The organism is Microbulbifer sp. ABH2_005 (genome assembly GCF_056160005.1).
Genome location: NZ_JBSWWI010000001.1, coordinates 2,541,925 through 2,564,775 on the forward strand (window position 1 = coordinate 2,541,925; position 22,851 = coordinate 2,564,775).

A 22,851-nucleotide genomic window follows, 5' to 3' on the forward strand; every position below is an offset into this window, starting at 1 on the left:
TTCTAATTCCTACTCCACTCTTACAACTTACCAACAATATTCACAAACATCCCCTGGCTGTCGTAATCCAGCTGGGTGAGATCATCGGAGAAGTCGGTAAAGTTGTAACCCACCCCCAACTTCAAATGATCACCGATATGACGGTACAGGCCGACCAAGGCACCACTCTTGCTATCCTGTGCTTCGGGCAAGTCGAGTAGGCGGCCTTCGATTAACAGATCCCAGCGTTTTACAAAATGCCAGTCTGCGCGCAGTACATAGAGGCTGGCGCGGCTGTCGAAGAATTCCGGGTCTTCTCTATCCAGGCTTAACTGGCCCAGGCGGTAGGCGTATTTGCCTCCCAGGGTCCAGCGTTGGGTGAGATCGTAGCTGGCATCCACGGAGAAAATATGACTCTTCTGAATAAATTCAGCCGAGGTGTTTTCTACCGTTACCTGATCTTTGGTGGGCACGTTATAGAAATAGGTGTATTTCAATAGCGTATTGAGGCGATCGTGATTCACCGGGCGGTAGGCGTAGCCCATTACCGCTTCAGTAAATTTTCCATCATAAAACTCGCCCTGGGAGCTTTTGCTATCGGAGTAATTGAATTTGCCGACCAAGCGCCAGTCTGGGTTGAGTTGATAGCTCAGGGTGTTTTTTAGCAGCCAGGTATCGCGCTCGGATTCCAGCACGGTATTTTCATCCAGTGTGGTTTCCATGGTATCGGTGCGGTATTCCACTGCCGAAGCCAAACGGATTTCATCCAGGCTATAGCCCATATTAAGTCCCAGGGCGTTGCGCTCAGTTTTGGCGCCGGTGCGTGGGTCTTCCAGGGTGCCCGCCTCTACTGTGGTGCCATATGTCCAGCGGTCGTTGGGTGCCAGGTCCATACCCAGGGCGTGGGTCAGGCCGGTGGAGACATCGCCGTGGCTGTAGCGCTCCTCACCATACATACTCAAAGTGTCGGAATAACGGCTGCGGAAGCCGGTACTCATATTGCCTTTGCGGGCACGCACGCCGGTATCGCTGCGCTCGTTATCGAGGGTGTAATTCAGGTAGACGCTGGTTCTATCGCTCACCAGGAAATCGGTACCCAGGCGCGCGGCCAAACCGGTATCGCCGCTGGAGACTTCACTATCCATGGTGAGTCTGTCACTCACCCGGTAGGCGCCACCCATACCAACCCGGTTGTTTTCTTCACGGGTGCCGTTTACTTCCACAGTGCCCTGTACAAAGCCGAAAGCACTCCAGTTTTCACCGGAATCATAACTGGCTTCCACCGCCATATCGGTGCGATCGCCTTCGGTTTGGGTAGCTGCAACGACCTCCGAGAAATCCTCGCGGCTATCATTGCGCACGCCCGAGCTAAGGCGCCAGTGGTCGTTGAGGCGATAGCCGAGCATCAGATCTGTAGCACTTGTGTGCAGACCGAATTCCTCTTCTTTATTGTCCGCTTTCAAGCCCACATCGAAACTTTCACCAAGAGGTAGGTTGACCCCGGCTCCAAACTGTGTGGTTTCGCCCCGGGCAAATTGGCCGGGGCCGGAGAAGCCGGCTTCGCGCTGCTGGTGGTAAAAATTACTGGAGCCGCGCAGACTTTCGAAGAAATCTCCCAGCTGTAGGCTACCCTCTACTTTGGTCGCGCCCGCAGAGGCCTCGGGGTCTAAGGTCTGACCATTATCAAAAGTGAAACCGCCATCCAAAGAGTTGGTGGTATCCAAGTTACCGCCTTCACTGTTGGCCACTTCCACTTTTAGCCAGCTACCGGCGGTTTTGCGCAGGGTTAAATCGAAGCCCTGCAACGCGGTTTCGTTGTCGTCCTCATCTTGCTGGGTAGCACTAAGCCCCAGCTTTACGTGATCTCCAAACCAGTAATGGGCGCGGCCACCAAAGGCCAGGGTGTCCATCTCTTCAAAGCCGGGAGTATATTCGTAACGGGCGACCAGATATTGGGGATTGCCGTTGTAGGAGCCATCCTGAATTAATAAATTATCGTTAGCCAGGGCGGATAGCGGTTTGTTCAGCAGTACGCGGCCTTGAATATAATCGATATCGTAATCAATGACCGGCGAGAGATTTTTTACAGCTAGCACCAGGCCTGAGTCTTTATCCCGCACTTCCACTCGCAGGCGCTCGGAACCGTTCAGAATATCCTGGTGATGAAGGAAATACAGGGAACCGCCGGTTCCTCGATGCTCATCGCGTGCGGCAATAGTACCTGGCTCCGCGCCGAAGGCATCCACCTGGAAGCGCTTTTCCCCGAAGCTGGTCATGGAATCGCTTTCGAAGTGACCGTTGGCACCGTAAAGAGCACGATCTATTTGCGCCAGTTCATTATCGGCATAGGTCGCTTTGAAATTACCCCACAAGCCGTAATCGTCGTACTTGGACAACTTCACATAAAACTTGCCAGAGGTGGGCGCATCTTCCACTACGGTGGAGTCGTCACCAAAGGTGGGATAATAAAGATCGCTATCTAAACGACGAAACAGGGCATCCGGCGTTTTTTCCATAAAGTTGGAAAACAGATCGTCGACAGGACCTTCTTCCGTATCCGCACTGGCGGACAAACGCCAGCCTTCACCGAAGCCACCGCTAGTATAAAACGCCAGTCGGCCATCGTAGCTGACAGAATTGTCATAGTGGGTTTCATCGCCGGTCACCAGCGCTGCAGGGCCGTTGGTTTTATCGTAGCCGATCGTGAGATCGGCAATACCCACGGTAAACCAGTCGTTTTTAGCAAATTCCAGATCGCGCAGGAACAATTCGCCATTGCCCTCTTCATCCAGAACCGCCACCTCTACGGTATGCATACCGGGATCAAAAATCTGCTCGGCCACAAACTGGCCCTGCTCGTTAACCGGTACTGGATTACCCGCCAGCCAAACAGTGTGCCCTGGCGGCACCTCAGCACCATTCACCAGCACACTATTGCCATCCAGAGGGATACTTCGTCGCGCTAAGCGGTTCTCGCCGTAGCCAACCAGTAATTCCTGGGAGACATCCACATCTTTCGTGGACTCTTCGACCTTGTCCACCAACCACAGAGTCTGTTCGGTGGTTTCATCGAAGCGGCCTTTTCTATCGTACACCCGCAGCACATAGTGCAGTTTTTTTAACGGCGCCTGGAACTGGGAAAATTCCGCAAACCACTCTCCTTCCCCAGCGATCAGCGGAACCACGTCAAGGGGAGTGTCGCGCAGGGACTGGCCCTCTTCAAACAGCCGCACCTCGGCCTGCTCAATAAAGGTGGGATAGTTGGTATAGCTGCGGAAAACTACGCGGTTCTCGCTGTGTTCGGTATCCGGGTTATCCGCATAGCGGATGGTATTAGGCCAGGCTGAAACATTCAGGCGCGGCTGCATCTTTTTGTTATCGAAGCGGAACTGGATATTGGCATTATCGAGAGCCACATCGGTACAACGCTGTAAATCGGCTGAGTTTTTATAAGGGTCATACTCCGGGCTGCCATCCACGGTAATACGCATTAAATTCAGAGAATAGGGATTATTGGCGATAGCCTCGCGATTAATGCGCTCAATTTCCAGGCGGTCACTCTCCGCCAGAATCGCCAGCTCATCGTAAAGTACCTGTACTTCAACCCTGGCACCTTCATTCAGAGTGAAGCCGTTGGCCACTACATCGTCGGACTGCACATAACCGCGACCTTCCGATTGCACTTGGGTGTCTTCAAGGCTGAGAAGCTCTTTTACCTGCTCCATAGCGCGGCGAGCGCGTGCACCGGAAAGCCCCACATCATCGCCATAAACCATGGCTTCACGGCGATCCATACGTTTGTTTTCGCTGTAGCCAATAAAGCTCAAGCGCACATTGGCCTTGCTGGCGATTTCCCCCATGGCCGCACGCATTTGGGTCAGCTGTGCCTGGGTAATAATCGGATCGCCATTATCGAAGCGAATGGGCGGTATATCTCCACGTAGGGATTGGTGTGCAATGGTAATGGTTTCTGCAGCCGCCGCTTCCGGGCAGGCCTGTACCCCGTCCACCGCTACTTCGAGGGGATCGTCGTACCAGAATTCCACTTCCACGCGACGGTTGAGAGCGCGGCCTTTAGGTGTGTCATTGGCGGCAATAGGCTGACTGGCCCCCTTGCCGCTACTGGTAATCATGGTGCCCGGCAGGCCCAGGGCATCGCGCACCGCCAGAGCGACACGGCGAGCTTCGCTATGGGATTTTTCCCGATAAGCACTCTGCTGCTGTTCAGAACTTTCACCAATCTGCAGAGGCAGTGCATCGGTGTGGCCGACAAAATGGATGACCAGATTATTTTTATTCGCTAAATTCGAGCGCACTTCGCGGATACGGCGTAAAAACGCCTCGGGCAAATTCGCTTGCCCTGCCTGCCAGCGCAGAGGATTGACCAGGTTCTTTAAACGCGCGCGCTGCTCAGTACCAGCGGTATAGTTGAGCCTACAAACCGTTTCCTGCCGGCATACTTTCACTCGATTGAGCGCCAGGGCTTCAGCGCGGGCGCGTGCCGCCATGGCTTCTTCATTCAGGGCATCGTAAGTCACCTGCACCTGGACGCGGCGATTCAGTTCGCGCCCTGCGGTGGTGATATTGTCGGCGATTGGCTCGACATCACCGCGGCCTTCCACGGTGATCATTTCCTCTGGCAAGTCCAGGGCCTGCTGGAAGAAATCTGCTACGAACTGAGCCCTGGCCTGGGTAAAGTCATCCTTATTCTCATAATCAGCCACCAATTCTTTTTGCATGGGATCAGAATCGGTGTGGCCAATAAAGTGCAGCTTAAAGTTTGGCTTTTCACCTAACTCGGTGAGTTTTTCTCGCAATAACTCTATAGCCTCTGGGGAGACTTCATCCTCTACAGTATAAAACGGTATGGGTTCGATAAAGTCTTCCAGCACAATTGGCTCAGGCGGAGCAATAAAACTCCCTGCATCCTGCAGCCATTGATTGGCTGGGGCACGCAATAGCATGGTTTCCGTATTGCTGCCGATGGACTTTTCCTCAAATTCTGCCTGAGGTTCCTCTATTTCTGGAGTCAGTCCGGGAATTTTTTGCCACACTTGCCACCAGCTCGCCTCCTGAGGCTCGGCGGCCTCAGCGACAACTGGTTGTTGCGCTTGCGCCGGTAGCGCCAAGGCCAGGGCGATGGCTGTGGCCAAACAGCGCTCACGTCGGCGAAATGTGCGAACAGTTTTTTTTACAGCAACCAGAGCACTCGATGGTTCCATGCTACTGCGATTTTTATCGCTATCTGCAAAGGACATTACTGCCACCCTCCTTTGCTAGGCGGCGCACCACGCCGCCAGAATACTTCCGTTTCAATAGTCAATTCGTAGTCGCCATAACTAGCTGCCCACTGCTCGGCAATTTCAGTCTTGATCGCTTGCAAACGCTCTTCCACCAAATCCGGGTCTTCATTTTCCGCGAGGTAAGACAGACGCAATACCGAAGGCGCTTCACTGAGTTTTTCCAGCAACAGTTCAATACGGGACTGCCACTGGGGACGCATCTCGGTAGTTGTCGGTTCAAAGACCGCCTCAGCCATATCCAGTCGCACCACCCGGTGCAAGCTGGCACCGAAGTTAAACTTCACCATCTTGCCTCGGGTCGCGCGCACTACACGCGGGTTTTCCGTGGTGAGACGATAGCCGCTAGGCAGACTGCGATCGTCGAGCTTGAGCACAAAATTGGAACCGCGATCAGGATTCGGTACCACAGCACAAGTGATATGGAATCGACCGTGGGCGTCAGCGGTAGCATTGAGGCCAGTAGCACTCACCACTCGCGCACCAGGCAAACCACCTTCACCGGCATCCTGATAGCCATTCATATTTTTATCGTCGAAAACCTTACCGATCACATCGGTACAGTCGAAGGTGGGGTCTGGCACCACACGCACGGTTGCCGAGGCCTCACCAGAAGCTGCCTGCCCGGAGAGCTGGTTGAACATAGCCGCGCGGTTAACATACTTGCCCTCGCCCACGCCGGAGCCCACGACCAGCAGCAGTTTCAGCTCGCGGGTCTGATCGGCTTCCACACGCAAGTCGGACCAGATCAATTGCAAGCCTTTTGTCTCCGGCTCTACCGGTTCGCCGTCGAGGCGGGCCGAGCCGGCCACGTATTTGAAGCCAGCGGGGAAGAAGTCCACCAGCTGCAAATCTGTGAGCGGCACCGGCAAGCTGTTGCCAAAGGTAATGGTGTAAGGCACCAGCTGGCTGCGAGTCACATTCAGCATGGCCGCAGTTTTGGTAATGGAAAGCGCACCCTCCAGGTTCGGGTCCATAGGAATATGGTTGTTGAACAACTGGCTGTCCCCTGGAATCTGCTGGTCATCCAGAGAGAGGCGCAGGTAGTAATCGGTTAACGCATCGCGCGCTTCGATATCCAGCGGTGGATGCGCTGGGGACAGCTGCACTTCACAGTGCTGCGCGGTTCCCGGCACCATATCGGCATTGCTGCCGAGGCAGGCACCCACATCGAACCCGGCAGTTTCCTCATTGGTTTGCGCAGGGATTACCAGGGATTCACCACCGACATATTTCTTATCGGCAAGCTCTACCTTAATCAGGTAGTCCGCATTGGCAGGACAAGCGGCATCATCGAAATTAATGTCGAATTTGTAGTAACCACCGGTATGGGTTACTTGGCCCTGCTGCTTTTCATCATCGAAACAGCGATCCGGCAATTCCTGCCCAGAGCTAGCGCGCAGCATGGTCAGAGCAGCACCGGTAATGGGCTCACGCAGGATCGAGTTGTACACCACACCATTTGGTGTCAGCGGTAAATTCAAGTCCTGCGGATTGGCCCCTGAGTCTACAAAAATCTCACTAATACGTTGCGGACCATCGGTGAAATCGGAAACCGAGTTACCTAAAGATGCAGTATTTTCAGTGGCATCCGGTGCGGTGTAGCGCATCTCATAACTGAGACCACCGTAGCCATTTGGAACTAGCCCTTGGAATTGGAAGTAACCGTTTTCGTCGGTCTGGATAGTTTCCAGCAAAGTATCATTGAAATAGAGATCTACAGCCCAATTCAACAATAATCGTTCGTCTGCATCCGCCTGGTTATTGAAGTTCACATCGTGCCATAGGTAACCGGCCAAGTTGGCAATACCCGGCGTACCGCCCACATCTATGGCAACACTGGCTTGATTAGTTGAAGGAGGATTATTCCACTGTACTTCAGCGGTGTTCAGCACCGTATAACCAATTTCCAGGTTGTCGGAAAGCTTTGCCTGGAAGCGCAGTGTTGCACTTTCACCCGGCAACAAGTCCCCATAAATAGTTGAGTAATCTGCGGTAATTACCTGACCAGCGATACTGACACCATCGACCTGGCCATTGAGGGTGGCAGAGTCTGCAACGTAGGTAAGGACACCATCACCAGCAACCATTAGGTCATCAGTAATAGTCACCATGGTTGCCGGTACACCACTGATATTTTCAATGGCCACCAGGTACTCCAGCACTGTACCGGCTTCAGCTGCACCGCCACCGATAACGGCGACTTCTTTCACAATTGAAAGTAGCTGTGCATCACCCACAACCACTAGAGTCGGCTGGGCACCATTGGCCGGATTGCCATCCGCATCAGTGAGAACCAGTGGCAGTTCTTCTGCAGTGACGCTGCCCTGGTTACTAATTACAGTTCCCCTGGCAACGTCCGCATTCACCATCACATCAAAAGTTACAGTGGCCGTTTGTGCAGAAGTGATCACCCCCTCATCGGCACCCGGCAGTGGTGGTGTTAGGTCATTGGAAGACACGGGCAAGGCCGTATTCAGCAGTGACATACCGCCAGCGTTGTCGGCAACAGCCACGCCATTTAGGGTCGTACTGCCAGCAACATAAGTGGTATTTGCAGGCACCTGGTCGGTGAGAACCGCCTGTAGTGCATCGACACCCCCCATATTGGAAATTGCAATGGTGTAACGCAGTACATCACCGGGATCAACAATGCCCGCAGAAATATTGTCCACAGTAATTGCCACGGTTTTATGAGCAATCAGCAAGGGGACATCGCCCACAATATCGATTGTAGGATCGTTGGGCGCATCGGTAGCAGGATCATCCGAAGGCACTTCAGCAAAGGGACCGCTTCCTGCACCCTCGCCATTAACAAAGCCTTGGTTAGAAATCATGGTGCCATCGTTGACATCATTAATGGTGACATCAAAGGTGACCACCGCAGCTGCAACACCGGTTGCAGCCGCACCAATAAAGCCATCGGCCTCGCCATTGGTATTAATACTCATTCCAGCTGCAAGAGGAGAAGTGCCACTTACATCCGAAAGCGCTGAACCATTCAAGGTGGTGGAACCCGCTACGTAAGTGGTATTGGCTGGAATCTGGTCGCGCAGCATTGCATTAACGACATTTTCGCTACCGGTATTTTCCACGCGAATGGTATAACGCAGAGTATCCGTCACCATCAGCAGATCAGGATCGCCTGTTATATCCGCTGAGGTTTTGTGTACCACCAGCAGTGGCTCGGAATCGATTAACACCTGAGTAGGATCTTCATCACCCTCCGCGTCAGGATCATCGGTGCCGTTAATATTGGGATCGTCACTGTTTTTGAGTAACTGGCCTGGCAACTGTACCTGAGCCTGATTCAATACAGCTGTAGCGCTATCAATAACAGGGGCGAGAGTGACTTCATAGACCAACTGAATTGAATCGCCAGCATTGCCACTTGCTGCCAGGTCAAGATTTGTCACCTTCAGCAAACCACTGCCGTGGGTACCAGCAGAAGGATCTGTTCCGCTGCTATCGCTATTTGCCGGAGCTGTTACCAGCTGGAGTGAACCGGACTGGAACAGCGGCAGGCTGTTGAGGCGGCCCAGGTCATCGGTAATTTCAATACTGCTTACATCCACACCGCTCAGGTTTGTCAGTGTGAGGGTGTAACGCAATACCTCAGTAGGGCTGGCCTCAGTTGCTGGACTTTCCCCACGAGTAACATTCTCAACAGTCTTGTAGAAAGTCACCTTGGGCACCGAGGCGCTCACGCTGAACGCGTCCTCGTGATCAAGAACCCCAGGAGTGCCGTCGGTTGGCGCCGGACGGGTGTACTGACGCGCTTCGGGCGCACTGCTATCCCAACTGTGCCACAGTGTTACGCCGGCAATATTGGTGAGCGTATCGCCATCGCGGGTATCCGCATCCAGGGTGGCGTCGTAACTTAGCAACAGATGGTGATCCGCAACCAACATTGCCCCAGCGCCAATCGAGGTAAGGGTGAGCGTACAGCTGGCTGCATCAAAGGCCGTATTAAAATCGGTGCCTTCGCTCAGAGTGGCAATTGCTGTACCGGCAGCGTCTGTAATTTGCGCAGCAAAATTATTTGGTGCGGTTTCACACATACCACCGGGATTATTGTCCGGCAGAATATCGGTCACGTTGATATCCCAAGCAGGGCCGGTACCGATATTGTGTAAGTCCAAAGTAAAAGTACCGGGCAAACCAGACTGCACACTGGCGGGGCCGGTTTTTGTCAGGGTAATCGCCGTGGGTTCTACCACCTGCATATCCAAAGTGGTATTACCGGCACCGGCGCCCTGCCCCAACGCCGGATTGTCGTTGCCGTAGTTGTAGCTGTAACTGGCGCTGTTGCTAAACAGGAAGCCATCCACATTGGGCGGATTGCTGTCGCGCAGGCGCAGAGTGATATCAATCACCACCTGCTCACCAGCCGGTATGTCGATGCCACTGGTGCTATCGGCAATCACCAATGCAGAGGCGGAGCCGGTATTTTGCGGGGTAAATGCGTTTTTACCGGAAACCTTGGCCGCACCAATAAATTCCAGATCCGCAGCAGAAGCACTCAAGTCGATCAGCACACTCACATCGTGCAGGGCTGCCGGCTGTGGCGTTTGCGGAATGGTAATACGGTAATTGAATGGCTCGCCTATAGAGGCCGTGGGCTGAGTATTTTCAATTAACAGCGGCGCGGCATTGGGGGTATTAAACTGCACACCCACTGGGGCTGTGGGGCCGTAGTCTTCGCGCATATCCAAAGCAACCGCAGTGGCTCCCAGGGAAGGCAGATTATCGCCATCCAGTGAGTAATAGGTTTCTACATAGGCTGCATTTTGCAGATTGAGGCCCGCGCCTAAGTTGGCATCGGCCTGTACGCGATACACCATCTGCAAAGTCTGACTCGGATTAATGGCATAACCTGTTCCCGCAGAGAAATCCCAAACCGCCTCACCGGTACTGTTATCGAACGCCGGGGCAATTGCGCCGGCCGCAGCACCATTCACATTGATCGACTGCACACTGATGCCACCCTGGCGCAGGCCGTGGGGAATCAAATCTTTAAAGACCGGATCGTACGCCGGTGCTGAGCCATTATTGGTAATGGTAATGGTGTAATCGACCGTGTCACCGGCGGACAGAGTGGTACCACCTGCGGGCGTCGCGCTGATCGCTACCGCCAAATCCGGCTGCAGTAGATCCAGGGTTTCGCTGTCATTGCGGGCCTCTGTACCGGTGGCCGCATCAAAGCTAAACACCGCATTATTGGTGAGCGCCGTATTATTGGCAGGCCATGGATGTACATCGCGGTTTAATACCCGAGCACGATAGCGCAGCACAAATTCGTCATTGGCTGCATTGTTATCGCCGAGATTGCGCAGATCGGCAATATTCCAACTTAATGTCGTTGGGCCCATCGCGGGGTCACCAGCCTGCACCGGCTCGGCAATATCACTGTGAGCGAAAGGTGCCACAGCCGCGAAGGGTGCGTTGCTATCTCCATTCACTGACACAGTACCGGCAAATACCATGCCCTGCGGCAGGGTATCGACAATCTGAGTGTTCGGTGCTGAGCCTTCGGGCAATGCCAGGCGCAGCTCGTACTCCACCAGATCACCGACACGCAACTGGGCATTGCCGCTACCGTAACTGTCGTCGACACGGGTTTTGCTCAGGGTACTGTCATTGGCGGCGGTCAGCTGTGCAGCGATACTTTCCAGCACATAATCATTTAAACCGCCGACACCATCGGCACCATTACGCTCGTGGGAACTGCTGTTGTCTTCATCCAGACTGGTCCACTCGATACGTGCAGCAGCAGAAAGCGAGGCGGCCGCCAATACTTCATCTAATACCAATGCATCGAATACCAGCAGGCTGTTATTGCCTGCGGCGATGTCCAGATCACTGTTAGTACGGTTCCATTCGAGCGCTTGTGCGTTATTCACACCATCGCCAGTGACAGTGGGATCAGCCTGGGCGGCACCGGCAAAGGTGACACTGCCCGGTACAAATTGCAGGCCGAGTGAAAGCTGCTGACTGATTGCCAAATCAAATGCGGCAGAATTTTCTGTATTGCCCGCAGCGCTGAGATCCAGAGTGAAGCGCAGAATATCGCCCGCATCCGGGTCATTGCCGGGGCTGGTCTGGTTGGCTACGGCATTGGTTGCGGATAAATCCGGCTCAACAATCGTGAGCGTCGGCGCAGTGCCAACACCACCAGCCTGAGCCGCACCACCTTTGGTGGCGGCAAAGGTATAGCTGGCCTCATTGGCAAAACTGTGCCCCGCCTGCGCGGTTGCGTTATTGGCAACACGCGCACGCACCTCAAAAATCGCCACATCGCCAGCCGGAATCATATCCACGGCCAGGGCAATATTGTTATTGCTGGTGTTATCTGTAAATGCGCGGCCATTTATTTCCTGCAACTGCACCAGTGACAGGCTGGGGTCGAGCACATCGGTAATCACTAAGTCATGAATCGCCGCGGTGGTGGCGCTGCCCGGTACTTGAATGCGATACACCACTTCCTCGCCCACTGCCGCCGCAGGGGCAGTAAGCAGGGTTTTCTGTGGCGGCGTTACCGTGGTGGCAACTGTACCCATCGGATAAGGGGTTGCCAGGGGAACTGGGGCATACTGCTCGCCGTTCTTGCTGGGCAGTGACCAGAATTCATTGGCCGTAAAGGTGTTTACCCAATTTTCACCGCCGCCGATATCGGTATAAAAACCAATTTCATAATAAATATCCAAACAGGCGCCGGCTTCGATAGGCACCTGCAGAGTAAAGTGCATATCGTCGCCGCGATTGGCCGGTGCGGTGTAGTTGTAGTCAGCGCCCTGCGTCAGTACTGTGCCATCCAGAGACACCCGCAAGTTGGCGATGGAATTCTGGTCCATCTGCGTAGCCAGATCATCGGTCAATGACAGATCATAGGCTGGAGCCAAACCGGTGTTGCAGGCTTGCAGGGTAAACTGCATCACATCATTGGCCGGGTTCACATTCATATGGGAACTGGGCCAGTTGGCATCGGTCTTGGTCAGATTCGCGAGGCGCGGCTGCAGCACCGTAATGCTGGCGCTGTCCTGCAATGCGCTGGCGGCACCGGTGTAATTCAATTGCGCAGTATTGGTCAGGGTGGCGGTGGGTACGGCAATGCCTGCACCGGTTTGCACCTTGGCGGTGTACTCAATCACAAAGTGATTGGTATTGCCGAAATTACTGCGAATATCCCCCAGGTTCCAAGTTACCGTACCGGTATCGCCGGCAGTGGGCACGGCAATCGCCGCATAGGAGTAATCGTTCAGATTGTCATTGTAGGGGGCGGTGGTATCGCCATTTACACTGACAATGGAATCAAATTCCAAGCCGCTGGGCAGCGTATCGGTAACGGTTACCGCCGGAGTAGTGCCCGCTTGCAGGTTCAGGACCAGCTGATAGGTCACCGTGTCACCAACACGCAGTGTACCCACTGGAGTAGCGCTATCGGAATCCGCAATCACAGTCTTGGAGAGACTGGTGTTATCCACCGTATCGATACTGGCGTTGGCCGGGCCTACACAGTAGTCATCCGGTGCAGAAATACTTGGGCAGCCGGCGCCATCGCGCTCATAGGCCTGATCGTTGCTGCTGCTGTTATCCAGTGAGGTCCAGTCCAGCATCACACTATTACTAATCGGCGAACCAAAAACCCCATTCACCTGGGTGCGATAGGTGATCACCAGGGTTTCACCCAACTGCAGGTCCAGGCTGTTATCGCCGTTATCGCGACCCCAAATCAACGGTCCATTCGGTGCCGCCGCCGGTGTAGCGACAAAACCAGCCACGACGCCGCCGTTAATCAATGCGGTCGGAGTAAAGCTATTATCCAACTGCAGTTCCGACGGCAGTGTGTCCACCAGATTTAAATCGTAAGCGGCAGCGGTGGAGCCACCAGCGTGGGCCACGGTAATCTCGTACTCCAATACATCGCCACCCACGGGTAAATTGCCGGGGTTGGTTGCATTGCTCACGGTTTTACTCACTGTTAACAGGGGCTCTACCACGGTAACCGCGGCAGTTCTGTCATTGAGATTTTCCCCGGCCCCGGTTTCGCCATTGCTATAAGACAGGGTGGCACCGTTGCGGCGTGAGTCACCGTCGTTAGTGGCCAAATCATTGGCGATACGGGCGAAATAGGTAATACGGATCAGTGGTTCAATGGTTCCGCCAGCAGTGTCATTTTCACTATTCGTATCGACGGTACCGATATCCCAGGTGGCATTGCCAGCAGTGTTGTCTGCGGGGAAGCTATTAAATGCGGCTTCAGAGGGCGCAGCGCCATTGATGGTCTCGATACCGATAAAGTCGTAGCTGATGTCGTAATCGCTATTATGACTAAGCACATAACCTTCCGGGCTGCCCAGTTGATCCGTAATCGCTACGCTTTGGCTGATACCTTCAGGTAAACGAATCTCCAGCTGGAATTTTTTATGGGCACCGATAGTGGGAACTACCGCCGGCTGCAAATCAGTTTTACTCATTTGCAGTGGCAAGACTTCTGTCTGGGCACTGGCATTGGTTTCGTAATCATTGATAGCGTCACCACCATTGGGCAGTACGCCGATACGCATACCATCAGCGGCCCCATCGTTGCCGATGGTCTTGCTGCTATTCAATGAAATATCTTTGCCCGGCAGGGACTGCCAGCGAGCCTGAATAGTGTTATCCAGAATCTCATGGGGCTCTACGCCCTGCTCTACGCGCACATCAAACGTAAAGGATTTAGTGGCGCCAACGGCAATACTGTAATCCGCATTGTTGCGATTCCAGCTAAAGATCGGTGCATTGGCACCTACAGTAGTGACATCAACATTTTGGGGGGGATCATTACCACCGATATTGCCAACGTAAACCAACTTGGTACCGGTCAGGTCATCAAGCACCTGCAGATTATAGGCAGCGGCGCTACCGGTATTTTCCGCGGTTACAGTTACTGTGAGAATATCGTCCGCATCGCTATTGGTTACAGCGAAGGATTTATTGAGTTTTATCTTCGGTTCCAACACGGTAATTTCGTGGGAGTCGAAAGGCACTACGATATTGCCACCGGCCTCATCCACATAACTCACCTGCGCGGTGGTGTAGCTACCCCCGTTGCCCAGCAAATCGCCATCATCAGTATTACTGCTATTTTCGATACGTGCGATAAATTCAACTGGGAAATCAAACAGGCTGCCGGTTACCGTTGTGAGTTCCTGGTCACCAAAATCCCACTCCACATAATCGGCAGTGCCAGTACTGGTACAGGTTGCGCTAAACGTCCCCCCTGGAATAAAACCGGCGGCATCGTAGGGAGAAGCATTGAGGTTAACCGTTTGCCCTTCAATACAACGCATACCCGCTGGCAATTCATCGCGAATAACAAAGTTACGCAACTTGGCCGCGGGGATTTTCGCGGTTAATCGGTAGCGAATTTCCTCACCAACAACGGCAGTATCACTATTGGTGCCACTGGCAGTGCTATTAGAAAGCTCCAGGGCCTGTTTAGGTTCCGCTTTTACCTCAATAATCTGCATGCGCGCTTCAGCATCGGCCGATTTATAGTGGCGTGCACGCCCCGCTGCAGGAGACCCATCCCCGACACCATCGTTGTCCGCATCACTATCGATCTGTGTGGCAGTCTGGTGGCCAAAGTCACCTTCCAGGCTGTCATAGCGGGTATAGAAGGTGTTATTGAATAGCTGCAATGGTGCTACGGAGCGATGCGGCTTTACTCGGTAATAAAGGGTGATCGAATCACCGGGATTAATTCGCTCCAATGCCGAGGAGTGCTCATAAGAGAAGGTAACAATGGCCGGAGTTCCACCATCGCTACAATGGCTAGCTTCAGAATAATTATTCGCCCCGATAGTGGTGCCGACCCATCCATCGTCACCACTGTTCGTTTCCGCTGAACCATCGCCATCGTTGTCCAAGCCATCGCTGCCCAGGGCCTGCACACACATCTGACCGGTGGGGTCGAGGGTATCGGTAACAACCAAATCGTAGGCCGGAGCACGGTTTACTCCAGCATCTGCGGCGCGGTTAGTCAGGGTCAAACGGAAAATATAAGTCTGGTCCCGGTGACCTTCATTCGTAAAGTCCACGAAATTTGTACAGCTGGTGCCGATACCATAGAGGTTTTCGTTACAGACTTTCTTATCGATTTCGATATGGGGCTCAGAGACGGTTACGGTTTCCGACCATTCAGTAATATCCGGGAAGCCCGGGACTGTAGTCGGAATACCGTCGATATTGGTCAAGATCCCGCTGGTATTAAAATTATCCACCACAATTGTTTCGGTATCGAACACTGCGGTAAATTGCGCGCGCGCAAAGTCGGTGCTGGGATTGGCATGCTGATTCGGATCGGTATTTTCGGTGTCTACCGGATCATTCAACAAGCGCGTGGTCATATCTGCAAGGAACCAGCGGTCTCGCAAGGTGATCTTGGAAGTTACCTCCCAGAGAAAATCTGTTTCACTGAGGGGGATATTCAAACCCCCACTTTCTACGATATCACCGCTGGGAATTACCACACAGTTGGCCTGGGAAGTTGGGTGCGGCAGTGTAACATCGGCACAATTAAGCGGAGCATCGTTAATATAGCCCTGACCATCAGGCAGGTCATCGAGCACATCAATATCGCGTACTTCGATCAGAGTAAATCCGGGCGTATCGAAACCGAACCAGCCACCGGCCTGGATTTCAAAGCGACACTCTTCACCGATCAACACACTGTCATTGGAAAAGGCAGCTTCGGAAGTCAGTTCGTTACACTGATCAGAGCGTTCCTTGATCAGGTTAAAACCCATCACCCGCGCACGCATGCCGTCGAGGGTATAGTTATTGGCAAGTTGTTCCTCAGGTGTTGTTTGACTCAGCTTAACGGGGTTGGGGAAATACAGTGGTGTACCATCAGAGAGGGTTATCTCCCCCACTACATCGGCGCGGAAAGTAAGATCATCATCAGTTGCTGAATGGTTTTTCTCAACCTGAAAAACAATGCGCTCGGTCTTACCGGGCTCAATAACGCCACCTAAATTGGAACAACGATAAACCGCTGACGATGCTGGTAAATAATCCGGCTGATTCCAAAGGGGATGTGCCGGCACTGTACCAGGGTTTGGCTTGCCGATGGGTGTGCAGGCACGGTCATTGGACAGCACGCGCATTGCTTCACCAAAGGTGACATACACATCGTAATTGTCCGCATCGTGACCACCGTTGTTGGTTACATCAACCGTCAGCTCGGAAGTACCGCTATCCCGCACAATATACAGAGGGTGTACAGTGCTGATATCCAGGTCTTCCGGGTCCGGTGTAACCGACTGGTTTTCAACTTGAGTCGGTGGATTGGTACTGGGGCAAAAGTCTTCGTAATCAATCGTTAGGACATTATTCGCAAGGCGGATATTACTGTTGGGATCCTTGCCATTACCTGCAGATTCTTCCTCAACATCCAGGTCGGCCATTTTGTCGTAGAAGCTCGGCTCCGTGGTAACGATACGGAAACGGATTTGTATCTCATCGCCCTGACGCATCATATTGCGCTGGTCCGAATAATCCCGGTGCGTAGTACTACTCAGCAGACGGAATTCCGGCTTGTTATTTTGCAGGGGGTCAGTGTGCCATTGATTCCAGTTGCTACCCACACGCCATTGCAAGGTATCGGCCTTACCGGGGTAAGTGGAGCTGTAATTGGCCCCATGCCCATCAATGCCGCGGCGCTCACGGATGATTTGCGGCGTATAGGTGGTATCCACCACATACTCATCGGGAAGATCGCTGACGAACTGGATATCCTTAACCGAGCCGCGGGTCTGGTTATTGATAGTAATAGTTACAAACCCGGCGGAGCCCAAAGGCTGATTCAGGTTGGTTCCGGTAATAACCTGGGTAATATCGAGCGCGTCGGCAACCCGTGCATACATCGCCTCTGAATCTGAACCAGGCCCGGACCCGACAGCCGGAGAGGAAATTCCGCCCACCCCAGTATCGTCATCAATTTCACAACCCCACTCTATATCCGAAACCTTATTAGTGCCGTCGCTACAAGAAGTGTTTACCTTACCGACCAGATAAATATTTAGAGTTGAATTTGCCGGGACATCCGTACGGCCAGAACCACCAGAGAAACTGCCATCCAGCTCAAAATCATTGATATTGTTGCTGGCTGAAACACACCCAGAAACGCCTGGGTTTGAGCCATTGTTATCGGCGATAACCTCAGCGGCTGCATTACTAGAGCAGGCATAATTGATATCCATATTCGGATTGGACATCAAATCATCGAAGCGCACATCCTGCATATCAGCATCCCCAGCATTGGAGATGGCGATACGCCAGATCACATCATCATTAATATTGCCGTAAACATCATTGGTGTAGTTAGTTTGACCCGCATCGATATTACGACCGCGTTTATCTACGGAGGGCAGCGGCTCTTTAATACTTAACACCAGATCATGGTAATCAGTTTCGGAATCGCCACAATAGTCAAATGAAGCAGAAGCATAAATTCTGCGGTTGTTATTGACCAGGTCCTCTTCTCTATCAGCTCTGCTGCGTACCTCAAAGGTAATCCATAAAGTGGTACTTTCATTACGGGCAGCAAGTGCAGTTAAATCATTTTGATCCCAACGTATCGTGGAGCCACTAATTGTAGGCTCACTTATTATAGAACCTGAACTTACCCAAGTAGAACCGGGAACATATTCCAGCTGAGAAGAACCAAGATCTTCTGTGACCACAATGTTCTCGATATGCTGAGTTCCCATAAAATCACTGCGGATACTAGGGACCTCGATCTTGATAGCCACTTGACCATCACCACAAAGCTCGCACCAGCTGTTAGAGGAACTATGTTCAATGATATTAAAAAATGCGGGGTTATCCGGAGATGAGGGACAGTTGTGATCCGCCCTAGCCTGCGGGGCAAATAAAGCAATCCAAATACAGAGCAGCACTAAACCAACAAGCGCATTATTCCAGGATTTCCGTCCAATTACTTCTGACATCATCGTCACTTATTAGCCGCCGCTTTTCTGTTTACAAAATCCTCGACAGAGCCCACAAGCACTGCCACCGCACAGGGTCTGCCCGGTGCGCGAACTTTAATTGCAGAGGAAAAAAGTGGCCGTGAAACAGGTCATAAATACTGCGGGGCAAGGGAACTTTTTTGGAGATTGCCAAGTGGTTCTCAGGGATACCCAGGAAGGGAGTCATCGAGAAAGCAATTAAAAACTTTTACACAACCAGCATGTACAAAAAGTGTCTCCTCCTCACCCAAGTGAGAAGGAGACACTTTTGATTAGTTTTGAGGCAGGAAGTCGATCGGGTAGAGAATGGTGATCGTTGGAACACCAGCCTTTTCACCAAAGTTAAACCGCTTGACCCTTGCCACAATCTTGGCATTGAGTGCCGGTGAATCCATATCACTGGATTCCACTTGTGCCATGGATACAGAGCCATCCGGTTCGATAGTAATTTTCAACACCATCTTACCCTGCAGAGCCGGGTTGTTACGCAACTCGCGGTTGTAGATACGATACAGCGACGACTTATAACGATCGAAGACAATCTGAATTTCTTCGTCGGTTCGGGACGGCCCCACACCATCGCTAAGCGGACGATCCTCACCGGCAAAGTCACCTTCGGTACCGATAGCACTCTCCACTCGCGCAAACTCGACACCACCCAGAGAGGACCCAGTTCCAGCCACGTTGCGGCTCACATCGGCAGCACTCAGGCCGCCACTACCCTTGGCCGCAGCAGAAGTAATCAGAGAACGCTGGCTGCGATTTTCCTTCTTACCAGCCGTGCTCAGCTGTGTCTGCTGGCCGAGACGATTATCCAGATCATCCTGAATGAGATCCTGGAAATTATCTTTGAAGGCCAGAACACCGGCGCGCTCGGCTTTCTTACGAGCCTGCTTTTTCTCGGTCTTGGTAGGCTTCGGCTCCTGCTTAGCCACCTTTTGTTCAGGCTTAGGCTCGGGTTTTTTCTCCTCTTTCTTGGGCTTGGTTTTCTCCGGCTCAGGCGGTGGCTTGGGCTTGGTTTTCTTTTCGATGACCAGCTTGGCCAGGCGCTCGGGAATTTCAACCACCTCGGATTCCGGTTCCGGCAGCGTGTAGAGCGGCACTAGATAACCCAATAAAGTGGCGATAAATAGAGACGCAAATACACAGAGGCGGAAACGCTTTTCATCCTCACCTTGGGTATGCCAAGGCATAACCATCGGACGAAAATCCGGCTGTTCAAATTCGCGTGTGATTTCGAATTCGTACTTAGACTCTTCCTCTTCACGGCGCAGCTCATCCGCCTGCTCATCCAGAGCAAAGATTTCCTCATTACAATATTCAATATTGTCGAGGACTTGTCGTCGAGACTGATGCAGCTGGTCCAGCCGCTCATTGTAATCGCGGGTGGATTCGCCAATTCGCGCAATCACCTGAGCGGAAGCATCGGCCCGGTAGTGCTCGGCCCAAAACATTTCCCCTGCGCCAGCTTCTTCGAGCTTGCTCAGACGCTCAGATATTTCATCAAGCAGCTGGAACTTGGTGCCACTGGCCTGCAACTCGGCCAGCTGCTCCTCTATCTGCTGCCGCTCATCCTCGAGCAGGAGCATACGCTGGCGAACCGCATTGAGCGATTCGCTAAGCGCCTGCTGTTGTTGTAGAAAATTACTCACAAACTTCCATTAACCCTGAGATGCTTTCTGAATAACCGCCAGCGATACCTTGGTGTAGCCAGCTTCCGTACAGCTGGACATCACCTTTTTAAGCAAACTGAACGGAATGCCCCTGTCCGCGAGAATATTGACTTCCGGTGGCTCCGGCTGCACTTCACCTTCAGTGCCTTCCTCCTCAGCCTCTGCTTCGGCAGAAGCCTGGACCACACCAATGGCCTTACCCATTTCGGCAATCATCGCCTGCTTGATGGCCTCGATAATGATTTCCTCACTCTCAAGCACCTCGCTGGTAGCCACCACCGAATTGGATTCCACCAGGATTTCCTCGTCAGTCACCATCAAAGTCACGGTTTCCCTGGGCTTAGTCTCCACCACTGAATCCGGTAAAGTGATGACCTTGGGTGGCTCCAACGCCTCATTGCTGGAGGTGTTGGTGAGCAGGAAAAACACCAGAATGGTGAACACGTCCATCAGTGAGGTAAGGTTCATCCCCGAGGTTTTTTTGCGCTTATGGCTGCGCGCCATGCGCTTCATACGTCGGCTTTCATGTCTCACGGCGCATCTCCTATGGAAATATCGGGAAACAGCACCACCCTCTCCACCGCTTCGGGATCGCTGGGATCACTGCCTTCCACACGCACTTCGGCTCCGCGTACGGTATCCATCACACCCACGAGATGCTCATAGGCGATATCCGCTTCCATCAACAAAATGGAATCCGTTTTTTCCGGATAGCTGGCTTTTACCTGCAATAAAAACTCAGTGAGTTTTTTCAGGTCGTAGACCTCGGCAGTTGGCAACAGGGCAAGCTTTTCGCCCTCTTCAGTGCCGGCCTCCACAGCTGCTTCCATCGGTGCGGACTCACCCTCTTCGGGCTGATTCAGATTAGGAAAACGCGCGATAACCTTCTCACCATCACTGATTTCCAGTGCCTCCTTACGCACGACGACTTCCACCGTAACTGCGGGATCATCCGGCGCTCCGCCGCCGGCTCCGCTCGGCATATTCAGCTCTAAAATTGTTACCCGTGAGAACACTGCCGATACCAACAGGAAGGGTACCAGCACCACCATCAGGTTCAGGAAGGCGGTAATGTCCAGCTCCGGGGCTTCTTTATCTCTCCCGTGGCGCCGCCTTCTCATTACGCAGTTTCCGTTTGCTGTTCTTCGGTTTTGGCCTGGGCCTCGGGTTGCGCTTTGGAGTGCTTATCAGATTTCTTGACTGGCTTATTTTCAGCTTTCTTCTCTGAAGTGGGCGCATCGATTTCGAAGCGGCGGCGAGTTGAGCTGTCGATCAGGTTGGAGGCTTTTACGGAAACCATTTCCAGGCTGTCGATAATTTCACCGGTGAGAGAGTTGAGCAGCGCATGCACGATCAACAGGGGAATACCGGTCATCAGGCCGAAGGCGGTAGTGTTCATCGCCACGGAAATACTGGCGGAGAGCAGGTCAGCCTTTTCTGCAGGGTTGGCATTAGCAACCGCAGTAAAGGCTTCGATCAGGCCCATAATGGTACCGAGCAGCCCTAGCAGCGTGGCAATATTGGAGAACAGCGCTACGTAGGGAGTGCGCTTTTCCAGTTGCGGAGTGATTTCCATCATGCTCTCTTCCATCGCGATTTCGATGTCTTCGCGACGGCGCACCGCACCCTGGCGGGCCAAGCCCATGGAAAGCAGCTTAGCTACACTGGAATTATCCTGCTTGACCAGATTGCGAGCGCGATCGAAATCTCCGCTGGAGAGAATCGGCTGTAATTTATCCCACATGGTGCGGTTGGTATGGCGCTCGTAGTGCAGGCGGATAAATCGCTCAATCGCTACGGCGCTACCCAGGGCGGCCACCACAAGAATGGGGTACATAAAAGTACCGCCCGTCTGGAAAAACTCGATGACGCTATTGAAAAAGTCCATTACAAACCCTCTTGAGAAATACTGCAGTAATTGGTTGCTGCTCTGGCACTTGCCAGAGAAAGGACGGCGTTAATCGCCGGACAGGCTGAGCTGGTAGAACTCCAGCTCACGCATGAAAACTTCCTTGTCGAGCGGTTTGAGCTTGTCGTCCATCAAGCTGGAGACAAGATCACTTTCAACGCCCACCTCGGAACTTTTCCAGGGAACGATATATAGGGACTTGGGCGCTTCCTTGTTACCAATAATGGATATACCCGATAGCTCCTTTACCTTGGAATCCACTTTCTTTTCTGTGGATTGTGTTTTTTCTTCATCCTGTGATTGCGCATTGGCGAATGACGAAATGACTAACCCCATAAGGAACGGCAAAATCCATTTACACTGCACTGTCACTTGTCTGCCCTCCTCTTAAGATCCGCCAGCCAGATGGATACATCCTGATCTTCTGGCTCCAGCTGCACATATTGCTGGAATTGTGCCAGAGCGCACTGGAGATCTTGCAGATAGAGATCACACAATATGCCTAGATTTTTAATCAAAGGCAGGTATTCGGGGTTTTCTGCCAAGGCATTCACATAAATTTTGCGCGCATCGGCAAAGCGACCCTGCTTGCGATAAAGCACAGCCAACTCATTGGTGGCTACCGGGTGTTCGGCATCAATCTCTAACGCCTTAAGAAAAGCCTCTTCCGCTTTTTTTTCCTCGCCAACCTGAGATTGGGCAATACCGAGATTGATATAGGGTGCAGGCAAGCGCTGCTCCCGCTCAACAACCGACTCCAATAATTCAATGGCCTGCACAAATTCCTTATTGGCGAGGAGTTCCAGGGAACGCGCAAAGTCCCGGCTCACACTGCCGGATACCCGCACAGAGGAATAATCAGAAACTTTTCCCGACTTGGTCTGGACACCCGCACAGGCAGCCAGAAACAAAGCCACAACCATCAGGACAACCATTCGCAATCTTGTTTGCATAGCCCTAATCTCCATTTTCAC

8 protein-coding genes are annotated in these 22,851 nt (G+C 52.8%); all 8 read right to left on the reverse strand.

Annotated elements, in window-relative coordinates; translation table 11 throughout:
* Positions 1 to 20 precede the first annotated feature (20 nt).
* Positions 21 to 5,237 carry an OmpA family protein gene (locus tag ACXAFI_RS11110; RefSeq protein WP_475108853.1) on the reverse strand — a complete coding sequence of 1,739 codons (5,217 nt, stop codon included), beginning with the start codon at positions 5,235 to 5,237 and terminating at the stop codon, positions 21 to 23.
* Positions 5,237 to 18,076: an isopeptide-forming domain-containing fimbrial protein gene (locus tag ACXAFI_RS11115; RefSeq protein WP_475108854.1), complete on the reverse strand. Its 12,840-nt coding sequence runs from the start codon at positions 18,074 to 18,076 to the stop codon at positions 5,237 to 5,239. Before ACXAFI_RS11115 ends, ACXAFI_RS11110 begins: the two co-directional genes overlap by 1 nt.
* 491 nt (positions 18,077 to 18,567) lie before the next feature.
* Positions 18,568 to 19,947 (reverse strand): AgmX/PglI C-terminal domain-containing protein, encoded by a 1,380-nt coding sequence (locus ACXAFI_RS11120; protein ID WP_475108855.1) that lies wholly within the window; start codon positions 19,945 to 19,947, stop codon positions 18,568 to 18,570.
* Positions 19,948 to 19,956: 9 nt separating this feature from the next.
* A complete protein-coding gene (locus tag ACXAFI_RS11125) occupies positions 19,957 to 20,502 on the reverse strand; it encodes an ExbD/TolR family protein (protein WP_475108856.1) in 546 nt (181 codons plus the stop codon).
* On the reverse strand, positions 20,499 to 21,089 hold the full coding sequence (locus ACXAFI_RS11130; RefSeq protein ID WP_475108857.1) for an ExbD/TolR family protein: 591 nt from the start codon (positions 21,087 to 21,089) through the stop codon (positions 20,499 to 20,501). The genes ACXAFI_RS11125 and ACXAFI_RS11130 overlap by 4 nt, the downstream gene beginning before the upstream one ends.
* The gene (locus ACXAFI_RS11135) at positions 21,089 to 21,856 is read right to left on the reverse strand and encodes a MotA/TolQ/ExbB proton channel family protein (RefSeq protein ID WP_475108858.1); all 768 of its coding nucleotides are present in this window, start codon (positions 21,854 to 21,856) and stop codon (positions 21,089 to 21,091) included. The genes ACXAFI_RS11130 and ACXAFI_RS11135 overlap by 1 nt, the downstream gene beginning before the upstream one ends.
* 69 nt (positions 21,857 to 21,925) lie before the next feature.
* A complete protein-coding gene (locus tag ACXAFI_RS11140) occupies positions 21,926 to 22,249 on the reverse strand; it encodes a hypothetical protein (protein WP_475108859.1) in 324 nt (107 codons plus the stop codon).
* Positions 22,246 to 22,830, reverse strand: a complete 585-nt coding sequence (locus ACXAFI_RS11145; protein WP_475108860.1) for a tetratricopeptide repeat protein — start codon at positions 22,828 to 22,830, stop codon at positions 22,246 to 22,248. Before ACXAFI_RS11145 ends, ACXAFI_RS11140 begins: the two co-directional genes overlap by 4 nt.
* Between the last annotated feature and the right edge of the window lie 21 nt (positions 22,831 to 22,851).